This window comes from Streptomyces sp. ICC4 (assembly GCF_003287915.1).
Classification (GTDB): domain Bacteria; phylum Actinomycetota; class Actinomycetes; order Streptomycetales; family Streptomycetaceae; genus Streptomyces; species Streptomyces tritrimontium.
Genome location: NZ_CP030286.1, coordinates 2280536 through 2293349 on the forward strand (window position 1 = coordinate 2280536; position 12814 = coordinate 2293349).

The following is a 12814-nucleotide window of genomic DNA, read 5'->3' on the forward strand; positions in this document are numbered from 1 at the left end:
ACGCCCCATATCATCGCTTTTTATGGGAGAGGTCCGTTTGACCAGCGCAGAGACCGACCGGAAGACCGACCGGGGAACCGGTGGGGACCCGAACGGCAACGGCAAACCGGGGGGAAGCCGGGAGACCGGCCAGGGGAAGGGCCAGGGGAACGGCCAGGGGAACGGCCCCGGCACCAACCGGGAAGGGGGCCGGGGCAGCACCCGGTCGCGGCGCAGCGCCGCGTTCGTGGTGTGGTACCTGCGCGCCGTCACCTTCATCAACTTCCTCAGCGCGGTGTGGGTCTCGCTCGGCCAGGACCTGCGCCGGCACAGCACCGCCGATTTCTACACCCCGTACCTGCTCACGGCGGGCTTCGCCTCCGCGGCCTTCTCGCTGCTGCTCACCGTCACCATGGGCCGGCGCAAGCGGGCCGCCTGGATCCTCAACCTCGTCCTGGCCGGGCTGCTGCTGCTGGCGTTCGCCGTGGCGGCCGTCGCCTCCTTCACCCCCTGCTCGGGCGGCACCTCCGAGTTCTGCTACCCGGAGTTCCGCGACCACGCCCAGAACTGGGTGGCCTTCGCGCTGACCTCGCTGTTCGTCGCCGCCCTGCTGCTGGGCCGCCGGGAGTTCTACGCCAAGGGCGACCGCTCCAATCCGCTGCTCGCCAGCCTCGTCGCCTCCGTCGGCCTGCTGCTGACCTCGCTGGTCGCCGCCCTGCTCGTCGGTGCGACCAACACCGACCCGGACGCCGCCGACGCCACGTTCCTGGCCCGCTGGCGGTACGGGGTGATGCGGCTGGTCACCCTGGCCCCGGACGACAAGGCGTACAACGCGATCACCACCCCCGGCTGGGTGGACGTCGCCATCAACGTCATGTCGACGCTGCTGCTGCTCGCCGTGCTGTTCGCGGCCTTCCGCTCGCGCCGCGCCGTGGACCCGATCGGCGAGGACGACGAGGAGAAGCTGCGCGCCCTGCTCGCCCGGCACGGGGACCGCGACTCCCTGGGCTACTTCTCGCTGCGCCGCGAGAAGTCCGTCATCTGGTCCCCCACCGGCAAGGCCGCCGTCACCTACCGCGTCGTCGGCGGGGTCTCGCTGGCCTCCGGCGACCCGATCGGCGACCCCGAGGCCTGGCCCGGCGCCATCGACCCCTGGCTGGCCGAAGCCCGCGAGCACGGCTGGGTCCCCGCCGTGATGGGGGCGAGCGAGGAGGCCGGGCAGATCTACGCCCGGCACGGGCTGGACGCGCTGGAACTGGGCGACGAGGCGATCGTCGAGACCGCCGAGTTCACCCTGGAGGGCCGCGCCATGCGGACCGTCCGGCAGGCGTACAACCGTGTCAAGCGGGCCGGGTACACGGTCCGCATCCGCCGCCACGCCGACATCCCGTCCGAAGAGATGGACGTGCTCCTGCTGCGCGCCGACGACTGGCGCGACGGCGCGACCGAGCGCGGGTTCTCCATGGCACTGGGCCGACTGGGCGATCCCGGCGACGGCCAGTGCGTGATGCTGGAGTGCTTCGACGGCGACGGCACACTGCGGGCCGTGCTGTCCTTCGTGCCGTGGGGACCCAAGGGCCTGTCCCTCGACCTGATGCGCCGTGACCGGGATTCCGAGAACGGCCTGATGGAGTTCATGGTCATCGAACTCCTGGAGCGCTCAAAGGAGATCGGGGTCACACAGGTCTCGCTCAACTTCGCGATGTTCCGCTCCGTCTTCGAGCGTGGGTCGAAGCTCGGCGCCGGTCCGGTGCTGCGCATGTGGCGCTCGCTGCTGAGCTTCTTCTCGCGCTGGTGGCAGATCGAGTCCCTCTACCGGGCCAACGCCAAATACCGGCCGATCTGGGAACCGCGGTTCATGCTCTTCGAGAAGAGTTCGGACCTGCTGCGGATCGGTATCGCGGCGGGCCGGGCCGAGGGGTTCCTGGAAGCCCCCGGCCTGCCGAAGTGGATGCACCGCAGACATCTGGAGAGCAAGCGTTGACCACTGCCTCACTACGGCGGTTCGCCCGCCGCGAGTGGGGGCCCCTGTACCGGACGGTCCGGGACGCGCTCGTCCACGACAAGTGGCGGGCGATCCCGATGACGATCGGCGCGGTCCTGCTGACTTCGGTCTTCCAGATCGTGCAGAACACGTCATGGGGCTTCCAGCCGGTCCAGAACCTCGGGTCGGTCAAAGCCGCCGACCCGCTCTGGCTGGCCCTGCTGCGGACCCCCCTGTCGCTGTTCGTGCCCGCGCTCGACCTGCCGGTGTGGGGCGCGCTCGCCCAGATCCTGCTGGTCTTCGGGATCTCGGAGATCTGCATCGGCTGGTGGCGCACGCTGGTCATCGGCTACATCGCCACCCTGGCCGGGACCACGTACGCGCGGATCGGGCTCTCGCTCGGCGCGGACCACCCCTTCGGCCTGCCGGTGTCGGACCGGATCGTCAACGACACCGGGCCCTCGGCCGCCGTGGTCGGCCTCGCCGTCTACGTCTGCTGGCGCTACCGGGCGTACCTGACGGGCACCGTCGTCATCGTGGTGATGATCGGCGAGCTGCTGTTCAAGGACAACCTGGCGGGCAAGGAGCACCTGGCGGCGATCGCCTCGGTGATGCTGCTCTGCTTCGCGCGCGCCAAGTGGGGCCCGGAGCGCTCGCGCACCCCCCTCGGCGTGCGCCCGCCGGCCCCTCCGCCGCCGAGGACCTCGCACAGGGCATAGGGGTGGGGCACGGGCAGGCCGTACCGTATCGGGGTGACGACTAACCCCGGACGCTTCGGCTCCGCCCGGCAGTGGACGCGGGACCATCCGCTGGCCAGCGACGCCGTGCTCGCGCTCGGAGCGCTCGTCGCCATGGTCGTCGGCTCCTTCGCCAACCCGCACGGGACCCACGGGCCGACCTTCGGGACCCGCACCCCCGAGGCGTTCTCGCTCGTGCTGATGGTCATCGGCGCGGCCGTCCTCGTGCTGCGGCGCAGGCGGCCCCGCACCGTACTGGCCGCGACGATCGGGCTCTCGCTGCTGGAGCTGACCACCGGGGAGCCGCGGGCGCCCGTCGCCATGTGCACGGTGATCGCCCTGTACACGCTGGCCTCCCGCAGCGACCGGCCCACCACCTGGCGGATCGGCCTGCTCACCATGGCCGGGCTGACGGGCGTGGCCATGCTGGCCGGCCCGCTGCCCTGGTACGCGCAGGAGAACATCGGCATCTTCGCCTGGACCGGCATGGCCGCGGCCGCCGGGGACGCGGTGCGCAGCCGCCGGGCCTTCGTCGACGCCATCCAGGAGCGGGCCGAGCGCGCCGAGCGGACCCGGGAGGAGGAGGCCCGGCGGCGGGTCGCCGAGGAGCGGCTGCGCATCGCCCGGGACCTCCACGACGTGGTGGCCCACCACATCGCCCTGGTCAACGTGCAGGCCGGGGTGGCCGCGCACGTCATGGACAAGCGCCCCGACCAGGCGAAGGAGGCGCTCGCCCACGTCCGCGACGCCAGCCGCTCCGCGCTGAACGAGCTGCGGGCCACCGTCGGGCTGCTGCGCCAGTCCGGGGATCCGGAGGCGCCGACCGAGCCCGCTCCGGGCCTGGCCGTGCTGGACGACCTCGTGGACACCTTCCGGCACGCCGGGCTCCCGGTGAAGGTGATCGTGCAGCTGGGACGCGACCGCGACCCGCTGCCGGCCGCCGTGGACCTGGCGGCGTACCGGGTGATCCAGGAGGCCCTGACCAACGTGCGCAAGCACGCCGGGCCGGGGGCGGACGCCGAGGTGAGCGTGGTCCGGGTGGGCGGCTCCGTGGAGGTGACCGTGCTGGACGACGGCGGCACCCCGGACGGTCCCGAGCCCCGGCCGGTGGACGAGGGCGGCGGGCACGGCCTGCTCGGGATGCGCGAGCGGGCCGTCGCCCTGGGCGGCTCCTGCTTCGCCGGCCCCCGGTTCGGGGGCGGCTACCGGGTGCACGCGATCATCCCGGCGGGCTGACCCGGAGCCCCCGGGCCCCCGGCCCCGGTGGCCGGCGGCCCGGAGCCCCGGGCTACCGGCAGACCTGGCGCCAGACGCCCAGTTCGTACTTCTTCTGCAGCGAGCTGAGCTTCGCCTCCCGGGCCCGCGGGCACCACTGCGCGAGCGGCTTCTCGTACTCGACGTGAAAGACCGCCTTGCCCGCCTCCACGAACGGGGCGAGCTTGTCGCACTCGTCGTACTGCATGCACTGCTCGTTGACCGCGAAATCGAACTCCCCCACCAGCTGCGGGATCTGGTCCAGGTCGTTCTTCAGCCCCACCGCGAGGCCCCGGTCGTGCGCGAGCTTCGCGATCAGCCGGTTGTACGCCAACTGGTCGGCGGCGGTGAGCGGGAACCCTGACTTGTTGCGGTAGGCGTCCATGTTGTCCGGCTCCACGGCGTCGAAGCCCTTGTCCCGGCACATGTCGAACCGGGCGGCGATCAGCGGCTCCAGCTCCGCGAGCCGCCGGATGTCGAGCCAGCGCTCGCCCTCCCAGCCGTTGCCCTCCCCGCGCAGCGCCGGCGGGAAGGCCCCGGCGTCCGGCCGGAAGTCCTCCCAGGCTCCGGTGGAGAGGTAGCAGACGGTCCGCCGGCCGGCCGCCTTCAGCTCGGCGACCTGCTCCTTGGTGGTGGTGAACCCGTCGACGTCGTAGACGGCCGCCTTCACCGAGGTGTCGAGCTTCCCGGTGAGCTGCCACTGCCAGCCGACGCCGGGCGCGGGCTGCCAGCGCTCCCCCGGCGCCGGGGCGGGCGAGAGGTCGTCCGGCAGGTCCTCGTCCTCCGGGGCGGACGTGCAGGACGCGAGGAGCAGCAGCGCCGCGAGGAGCAGCGTGCCGCGGCCCGCGAGGGTCCGTCTCATCCGGCGGCCTCCAGTGCGTACGGAAGGGTCCCCCACGGGTGCGCGCCCGTCCCGGGGACCGCGCAGTGCACGGCCGCGCCCCGCTGGACCGCGAGCTGCCCGGCGAGTTCGGCGGGGGCGCCCGGCGGGACGGCGTACACGAGGTGGCAGAACCGCTGGGCGGGGTGGTCTGCCGTCCACGGCGGTACGGCGGCCGCGTCCCGGTAGGCGTCCCAGGGGCCCTCGAAGGTGACGAGCAGGTCGGCGAGTTCGGCGTAGCCGGGGTGCGGGTGCACTCCGTGGTTGAGGACCAGGGTCCGCGCCCCGGCGGCCCGTGCGGCGACGCCGAGCCGTCCGTAGTGCGCGAGGAACTCCGGGCCGGCGGCGGCCTGGTCGAGGAAGGCCCCGTCGGTGCCGTACCAGTCCCGGTGGCGCAGCAGGTCCTGGACGACGGCGGCGTGCGGGCGGCGCCCGTAGTCGGTGTCGGCGTACCCCAGGACGGGCACCCCGGCTCCGCGCAGCCGCTCGGCGACGGCGGCGAACCGCTCGTCGGGGGCGTCGCCCGGCCCGCTGTCGGGGTTGAGCACCACCGAGTGCAGCCGGGGCGCGGAGCGGATGAGCAGCTCCCATTCCTCGGGCCGGTCGGCGGGATGCTCGTAAAGGGGCACCAGCAGCATGGGGTCCTTCTTCTCGTACGGGATCACGTGCATCCGGGTCCGGCCCCCTCAGCGGTGGGCCGTCGCGCGGCCGAGCAGCAGGCAGACGAGCGTGCCCAGCGCGAGGGCCGCGGCCCCGGCGACGGCCACCTGCACGGCACGCGGCTGGCCCGCTCCGAGGAGCAGGGCCAGGCTCTGCGCCACGGCGGCCGAGGCGACGACGACCGCGGCGGGCCGCACCGCCCCGAAGGACTGCAGGAGCAGCCCGGTCCACATCACGGCGCCGAGCAGCAGCAGGGTGGCGGTGCGCACCCCGGTCAGGGTGGGCGCGCCGGGCCAGAGCAGGGTTCCGGTGACGCCGAGGGCGAGCAGCACCGCGAGGTAGGCGGCGAGGCACTGGGTCAGGGTCGCGAGCATCCGCAGCCGGAACTGCCGGGGCGAGCGGGCCGCCCGCAGCCCGGCCAGGCTGCCGCTGCGGAACCGGTGGAGCAGCCATTCGGCGGGGCCCATGCTGAGGGTGAGGGCCACCGCCGAGGGGGCCGCGACCGCCTCGACCGGGCCGCCCGCGAGCACCTCGCCGAGGGCGGCGTACAGCACGAGCAGGCCGGTGCCCAGGCCGAAGACCCCGTACGGGACGGAGTCGCCGATCCGGGGGCCGCGCGGCGCGTACTCCTCCTCGGCGCCGCGCAGCATCTGCCAGCGGACCGGGCCCCGTTCGCCCGGGCGGCGTTCGCTCCAGGTGCGGACCCGGCGCACGAGGGCCCGTACCCCGTCGGCCAGGGGGAGCTCCCGCAGGGCCAGCGCGCAGGCGGCCAGCAGGGAGAGCGCCAGCAGGCAGACCCGCACCGGAACGGGCAGTTCCACCAGCAGCGCGAGCACCGCCCCGCAGGCCATCGGGGCCAGCGCGGCGAGCAGCACCCGCTCCCGCCCCAGCACGAGCAGCACGGTGGCGGCCCCGACGTACAGGGCCTGGCCGGCGGCGAAGGCGTAGGAGAACGGGGGCCCGCCGGGCACCGCCAGCGCGGCGGCGGTGCCGAGCAGGGCCCCGGCGGGGGCGCCGAGCAGCAGGGTCCGCCCGGCGGCGTGGCGGTCGCCGAGGCCGAGCCAGGAGTAGGCCCGGTGGGACAGGGTCTGGTCCCAGACCCAGCCGATGAGGGCCCCGGCGAGCAGGGTCAGCGTCCCGGCGGGCAGCCCCAGCCGGTCCTTGGGCCCCTCCAGGAGGGGTGCGCCCAGCAGGTAGGCGAGGCCGGGCAGAGCGAAGATCACCCCGCGCAGGAGGCAGGCGGTGAGGGGGACCTTCCAGGGGTCGGGCACCCGGTCGGGCTCCGGGTAGGAGCGCGGCACGCGGGCGTAGAGCTCCTCGGCGAGGCCGAAGGAGTCCTCGCGCCCGTAGGTGAGCCGGATGTGCTCGTCGGTCATCCCGTCGGATTCGAGGACGGCCGCGATCTCGTCCGGGTGTACGGCGGCCGCGATGAGGAGGTCGAGGCGCCCCGCGAGCTCGTCCATCGGGTCCTCGGCGGGCTCGGCGCTCTTGCGGGGCCGGGGCACGGCGGGCAGGGTGTCGCCGCCGGGCACTTTCAGCCAAAGCGATCCGCTCACCACAGGCTCCCGTCGGCGGCCAGTTCCTTGTACCAGGGGTCGGCGAGCCGCTGGGTCCACGCGTCGCCCGCGTGCACGGGCAGCACGGGCTGGCCCGCATGCTTTTCATGGGCAAGTTCGCGGTAGATGTGCCGGAAGCCGTCCACGGACTGGTGGAGCGTGAACTTCTCGACCACCCGCTTGCGGGACATCCGGCCCAGCTCGGCGCGGCGTTCGTCGTCGCGGAGCAGGGCGAGGGTGGCGCGGGCCATGGTCTCGGGCTCGCGCGGCGGGACGACGAGGCCGGTGTCGGCGACGGCCTCGCGGACCCCGCCCACATCGGTGGAGACGGTGGTGCGGCCGCAGGACATGGCCTCGATGATCGAGAAGGGGAAGCCCTCGCTGATGGAGGAGAGCATCACGACGGAGCCGGCCGCGTAGGCCCGGGCGACGTCGCTGATGCGGCCCTCGTAGGAGATCCCGTCGCTCACCCCCAGCTCGGCGGCGAGCTTCTCCAGCGTGAGCTTGTACTCCTCGCACCCGGCCGGGACCGGGCCGAAGAGGCGCAGCCGCAGGGCGGGCAGCTCCTCGCGCATGAACGCGTAGGCCCGGATCAGGGTTTCGAGGTCCTTGATCGGGTCGATGCGGCCGCACCAGCTGAGGGTGGGGACCTCCGGTTCGGGACCCGCCTCGGGGAAGGCGTGCGGGTCGACCCCGTTGTAGACGGTGCGGATCCGCTCGGACGCGGCGCCCCCGCGCTCCTCCCAGCGGCGGTTGTACTGGTTGCACGGGGTGATCAGGTCGGCCTGCCGGTAGCCCTCGGTGTTGAGCTCGCGGTAGAAGCCGAGCATCAGCGCCTTGACGGGCCAGCGCTGTTCGGCGGTGCGGTAGCCGAGGTAGCGCTCGCGCAGGTAGATCCCGTGCTCGGTGAGGAGGAACGGCACCTGGTCGAGGTACTTGGCGGCGAGCGCGGGGAGGGTGGCCAGCCCGCTGCTGACGGCGTGCGCGACGCTGTCGGGCGGGATCCGCACGGACAGCGGGCGCAGCGCGTGTTCCAGCAGGTCGGTGGCGGTGAGCGCGTCGTGGATGGTGGGCTCGGCGTCCGCGGTCGCGAGGCCGGCGCGGGTCCAGACGGTCATCAGCAGGCGCAGGACCGATTCGGAGCGCAGGGCCGGGGCGAGCCGGCCGGCGCGGGCCAGCAGGGCCAGTTCGCGCAGCGATTCGGAGAATCCCCCGCGCTGCGGGTCCAGCAGGGAGAGCAGGAAGGTCTCGTAGGTCTCGGTGAAGCGGCGCCGGGCCTTGCCCCGCAGGCCGGAGCGCAGCTTCCTGGCCGGCGCGGGCCCCCAGAGCGGAACGGCGGTGTGGCGGTAGACGTTGCGCGGCAGTTCCCAGGTGACCGGCTCACGTCCGGAGCCGGTCAGGGCTATGACGTTGAAGTCGACCTCCGGCATGCCGCGCACCAGTTGGTCGCACCAGGTGCTGACGCCCCCGTGGACGTGCGGGTACGTGCCTTCGGTGAGCATGGTGACATGACGCCCATGGCTCATGCGGTGTGTCCCCCCAGGACGGAAAAGGGGCCGGCGCCCGTGGTTCGCGGAGCGCCGGCGCTAGGTCGTACGTGTGGTCGACTCGTCAGGGCCCGGGCGGTCAGGGCATGCGCAGCGTGACCGCGCTCTGGAGCAGCTCGGGGGCCGTCCAGGTGGAGCGGGAGCCGGCGTAGGCGGTGCCGAAGTCGGCGGTGCCGAGCAGCAGCTGCTTCTTGGTGCCGGTGGGCGCGGTGAGCGGGGCGACGACTCCGGAGGGCGCCTTGACGGTGACGTCCTTGCCGATGCGGTAGGCGGTGACCTGGTTGGCGGCGATCGCGGCGTTCCAGGCGGCGCGGCGCTGGAGCTCGACGCCGGTGTCCTTCATGCTCTGGTTCACGATCGGCGCGCTGGGCGCGTAGAGCGTGCGGTAGGAGTCGAGGACCGAGTTGAGCACCGGGTAGAGGGTGCGGTCCTCGGCCAGGTTGCTCTGGTGGACGTAGTGCGGGCGCGGGTCGTTGTTCAGGACGTGCCGCATGGCGGTCCTGGCCTCGGCCGGGACGATGTAGCCCAGGTAGCCGGTGTCGGCGTCGAGCGGGGCCGGCAGGCAGGTGGAGGTGCCGGGGTTGTCCTCGCAGATCCCGCTGCCGCCGTGGGCCCGGCTGGTGTAGATCCAGTTGTACTCGTCGGCCATCTCGGAGTTCGTGCCCGTGTTGTAGTACACGTTCATCGGGTACCGGGGGACGGTCAGCGCGGCGCCCACCGGCCGCTGCACGGGCTCGCGGGAGTTGTCGCTGCCCGCCCACCTCACACCGTTGTCGGCGAGCGCGCCGGCCAGATTGGGGTTGTCCTGGCCCTGCTGCGGAAGGGTCTTGAGGCCGGAGTGCTCACCGGTGACCAGCTCGGTCCTGTCGGTGGTGATGCCCTTGGAGGCGGCCCAGTTGTTGTTGTCCCGGATCTGCGCCGAGATCTCGGCGCGGCTCATCCAGTTGACGGCGCCCTGGGCGTTCTTCGTGCAGGTCCACGGGGTCGTGGTGGTGTCCTGGACACAGCCGAGGAACGGGTGGGTGTAGGTGTGGTTCATCCACCGGTACTTCGCCCGGTCGGCGATGAGCTGGGCGGTCAGCGCGTCGGTGTTGCCGCTCGAAGCCTTCCACTCTTCGCCCGCGCCCGCGTTGAAGAGCAGGTCGAGCTTGAAGTTCTTCGACGTCTGCCACTGCGCCAGGTACTGGGCGTCGGCGGCCGTCATCCGGATCGTGGACTCCTGGCCCTCGCCGCCCGCACAGGCGTAGTCGCCGGGGGTGCAGTTGAGCTCCTTGCTCCAGCGGGCGTCCGGGGCGAAGACGTCGTCGACGTGGACCGCGAAGTAGTTGCGCTCCTGGCCGAGGTGGACGCCCTGGGTGACCCACTCGACGATGCCGCGGGCCAGCAGCCGGAACTGCTGCTGGTACTGGTTGTACCCGAAGGTGACGACCAGCTCGCTGCGCCCGTCGTGGGTGTACTCGCCGACGAGCGAGGCCCGTCCGGAGCCGACCGGGGCGTCGAGGTAGCTGGTGTAGCCGGTCCGCGGCTTGGCCATGAACCCGTAGCTCTCCGGGATCAGCGCCGAGTTGTCCTCGAAGGCGACCTGGCCGCCGAGGTAGCCGAAGGGGCCCGTCTTGCCGGCCGCGGTGACGGCGGCCTGCGTGCCGTCGAGCGTCCCGCTGTAGCCGCCGTTGTCGGTGTACTCCAGGCCGACCCCCGGGTGCGCCCAGGTGTACGCGTCCACCTGGCGGATCCCGTACGTCGTCTCGTACGCGGTGAGCGCGGCCATCTCGGCCGAGCCCGCGCCGAACGGGTTCTCGTTCGGCAGCACCACGCCCTGGAACTTGGCGCGCGGCCGCCCGTCGACCGTGTCGGCGAGGAACGCCGCGTTGACCACGGGGCGGCTGCCGCTGCCCAGGTCGACGCGGGTGTACGGAACTCCGGTGTCGCGCAGTTCCGCCGTGATCGCCTCGACCGAGCTGCCGCCGTCGTCAACGACGAGCACCCTCAGGTCGATGCGCGGAGTGACGGCCGCCGAGGCGGTCGCTCCGGGTACTGCAACGGACGCTATGGCAGCCGCGAGGCACACGGCGGCGAGCCTGTTCATCCGGTTCTTCTTCTGGACCATTTCGGCCTTTCCCCCCGCAGGCGTCCTCGACTTCGGCCGGTGCCGTTGGGCCAGGCCGGGGAAGCTCTGTGGAAATGATGCAAAGGAACCCCGCGTCCCCTTGCGAGAGTGGCCCGAGTCTCTCGGACCTCGTCAGGTCTAAGGGGCAAACCTGGAACAGAGGCCACAGATGGGTGAACCTGGCAGTCTCTTGATCGAACAACTTGCCAAACCTTCGAGTGGCGTGCGGACGACTGCGTACGCGTAGGCTCATTTCCGGCGGCCATCGGGCCCGAATACGATCGCTACGGACGGCCGGCCACCCACTCGGCCCACACCACCAAAACGGAAGCGAGACTTCACCACCGTGACTGCTCTGACTCTCAGCACTGCCGGACCGGCGACGCTGCGCGCCGACGCCCTCGTCGTCGGCGTGGCGAAGGGCCCCAAGGGCCCCGTCGTGGCCGCGGGCGCCGAGGCCGTGGACAAGGCGTACGACGGAAAGCTCGCCGCCCTCCTCGAAGCACTCGGTGCCTCGGGCGCCGAAGGCGAGATCACCAAGCTTCCGGCCCCGGACGGCCTCAAGGTCCCGGTCGTGCTGGCGGTCGGGCTGGGTCCCGTCCCCGAGACGGACGAGTCGTACGACGAGGAGGCGCTGCGCCGCGCCGCCGGTGCCGCCGCCCGCGCACTGCACGGCAGCAAGAAGGCCGCCTTCGCGCTCCCCCTCGACGACGCCTCCGCCGTCACGGCCGTCGCCGAGGGCGCGCTGCTGGGCGCGTACGCCTTCACCGCCTACCAGGGCGGCGAGACGAAGACCGCCAAGAACCCGGCCAAGAACGGCGGCCCCAAGCTGCCGCTCGCCGAGGTGGCCCTGCTCGGCGCCAAGCCGCGCGACAAGGAGCACAAGGCCGCCGCCGAGCGCGCCACGGTCGTCGCGACCGAGGTCAACATCGCCCGCGACCTGGTCAACACCCCGCCGAACGACCTCACCCCCGAGGCCTTCGCCGCCGTCGCCTCCGCGACCGCGAAGGAGAACGGCATCAAGGTCCAGGTCCTGGACGAGAAGGCCCTGCTCAAGGGCGGCTACGGCGGCATCATGGGCGTCGGCAAGGGCTCCGAGAACCCGCCGCGCCTGGTGAAGCTCACCTACACCCACCCCAAGGCGGAGAAGACCCTCGCCTTCGTCGGCAAGGGCATCACCTACGACTCCGGCGGCATCTCCCTCAAGCCGGCCGGCCACAACGAGACGATGAAGTGCGACATGGCCGGCGCCGCCGCCGTCTTCGCCTCCGTCGTCGCGGCCTCCAAGCTCGGCCTCCAGGTCAACGTCACCGGCTGGCTCGCGCTCGCCGAGAACATGCCGTCCGGCTCCGCCACCAAGCCCGGCGACGTGCTGCGCATGTACAGCGGCAAGACCGTCGAGGTCCTCAACACGGACGCCGAGGGCCGCCTGGTCCTGGGTGACGCGCTGACCAAGGCCTCCGAGGAGAACCCGGACGCGATCGTCGACGTCGCGACCCTGACCGGCGCCATGATGATGGCCCTGGGCGACCGCACCTTCGGCATCATGGCCAACGACGACGCCTTCCGCACCTCGGTCCACGAGATCGCCGAGGAGGTCGGCGAGGCCTCCTGGCCGATGCCGCTCCCCGCGGACCTGCGCAAGTCCATGGACTCCCCCACCGCCGACATCGCGAACATGGGCGTCCGGATGGGCGGCGGCCTGGTGGCCGGCCTCTTCCTGCAGGAGTTCGTCGGCGAGGGCATCACCTGGGCCCACCTCGACATCGCGGGTCCCGCCTTCCACGAGGGCGCCCCGTACGGCTACACCCCCAAGGGCGGCACCGGCTCCGCCGTGCGCACCCTGGTGCGCCTCGCCGAGCGCACGGCCACGGGCGACCTGGGCTGACGCGTCGGGCGTAGGACCGCCGCACCACAGCGGCTGACAGGCCCCGTCCTTGATCAGATTTTCTGATCGGGGCCGGGGCCTGTTCACTTTCAACGAAATCCGTACGTTTCTACGCTGTGGTAACCCCCGGTTCGGGCAGATCGACCTGTCCCAGGGCAGGGCCGCCGTCCCGCGTTCCCCCGACAAATGCGAAGATGGGTTCTCGGCAGGACAGGGCCCCCA

9 protein-coding genes are annotated in these 12814 nt (G+C 72.5%); 4 read left to right on the plus strand and 5 right to left on the minus strand.

What is annotated here, in order from left to right:
* Positions 1 to 22: 22 nt before the first annotated feature.
* From DRB89_RS10570 to DRB89_RS10580, 3 genes are read left to right on the plus strand one after another with little or no spacing between them, the layout of a single operon-like run.
* Positions 23 to 1963 (plus strand): phosphatidylglycerol lysyltransferase domain-containing protein, encoded by a 1941-nt coding sequence (locus DRB89_RS10570; RefSeq protein WP_204357608.1) that lies wholly within the window; start codon positions 23 to 25, stop codon positions 1961 to 1963.
* Positions 1960 to 2682: a hypothetical protein gene (locus DRB89_RS10575; protein ID WP_112446397.1), complete on the plus strand. Its 723-nt coding sequence runs from the start codon at positions 1960 to 1962 to the stop codon at positions 2680 to 2682. The genes DRB89_RS10570 and DRB89_RS10575 overlap by 4 nt, the downstream gene beginning before the upstream one ends.
* Positions 2683 to 2715: 33 nt before the next feature.
* Positions 2716 to 3936: a histidine kinase gene (locus DRB89_RS10580; RefSeq protein WP_112446398.1), complete on the plus strand. Its 1221-nt coding sequence runs from the start codon at positions 2716 to 2718 to the stop codon at positions 3934 to 3936.
* A 52-nt stretch (positions 3937 to 3988) separates the two neighbouring features.
* Here DRB89_RS10580 and DRB89_RS10585 read toward each other — a convergent pair whose 3' ends face one another.
* From DRB89_RS10585 to DRB89_RS10605, 5 genes are all read right to left on the minus strand, one after another.
* Positions 3989 to 4816: an endo alpha-1,4 polygalactosaminidase gene (locus DRB89_RS10585; RefSeq protein WP_204357609.1), complete on the minus strand. Its 828-nt coding sequence runs from the start codon at positions 4814 to 4816 to the stop codon at positions 3989 to 3991.
* On the minus strand, positions 4813 to 5505 hold the full coding sequence (locus tag DRB89_RS10590) for a spherulation-specific family 4 protein (RefSeq protein WP_239516077.1): 693 nt from the start codon (positions 5503 to 5505) through the stop codon (positions 4813 to 4815). The genes DRB89_RS10585 and DRB89_RS10590 overlap by 4 nt, the downstream gene beginning before the upstream one ends.
* Positions 5506 to 5520: 15 nt before the next feature.
* Positions 5521 to 7050 (minus strand): hypothetical protein, encoded by a 1530-nt coding sequence (locus DRB89_RS10595; protein WP_112453134.1) that lies wholly within the window; start codon positions 7048 to 7050, stop codon positions 5521 to 5523.
* Positions 7047 to 8576, minus strand: coding sequence for a GT4 family glycosyltransferase PelF (gene pelF, locus DRB89_RS10600; RefSeq protein ID WP_112446399.1), 1530 nt, complete (start codon positions 8574 to 8576; stop codon positions 7047 to 7049). Before pelF ends, DRB89_RS10595 begins: the two co-directional genes overlap by 4 nt.
* A 100-nt stretch (positions 8577 to 8676) precedes the next feature.
* Entirely contained in the window at positions 8677 to 10704 is a 2028-nt protein-coding gene (locus DRB89_RS10605) for a hypothetical protein (protein WP_112446400.1), read from the minus strand.
* 346 nt (positions 10705 to 11050) lie between these two features.
* Here DRB89_RS10605 and DRB89_RS10610 point away from each other — a divergent pair, with 346 nt between their 5' ends.
* Positions 11051 to 12592, plus strand: coding sequence for a leucyl aminopeptidase (locus DRB89_RS10610; protein ID WP_112446401.1), 1542 nt, complete (start codon positions 11051 to 11053; stop codon positions 12590 to 12592).
* Positions 12593 to 12814 lie beyond the last annotated feature (222 nt).

Coding starts and splice junctions, on each gene's coding strand:
- DRB89_RS10570 (WP_204357608.1), top strand. CDS start 23: ATGGGAGAGGTCCGTTTGACCAGCGCAGAGACCGACCGGAAGACCGAC.
- DRB89_RS10585 (WP_204357609.1), bottom strand. CDS start 4,816: ATGAGACGGACCCTCGCGGGCCGCGGCACGCTGCTCCTCGCGGCGCTG.
- DRB89_RS10590 (WP_239516077.1), bottom strand. CDS start 5,505: ATGCACGTGATCCCGTACGAGAAGAAGGACCCCATGCTGCTGGTGCCC.
- pelF (WP_112446399.1), bottom strand. CDS start 8,576: ATGAGCCATGGGCGTCATGTCACCATGCTCACCGAAGGCACGTACCCG.
- DRB89_RS10605 (WP_112446400.1), bottom strand. CDS start 10,704: ATGGTCCAGAAGAAGAACCGGATGAACAGGCTCGCCGCCGTGTGCCTC.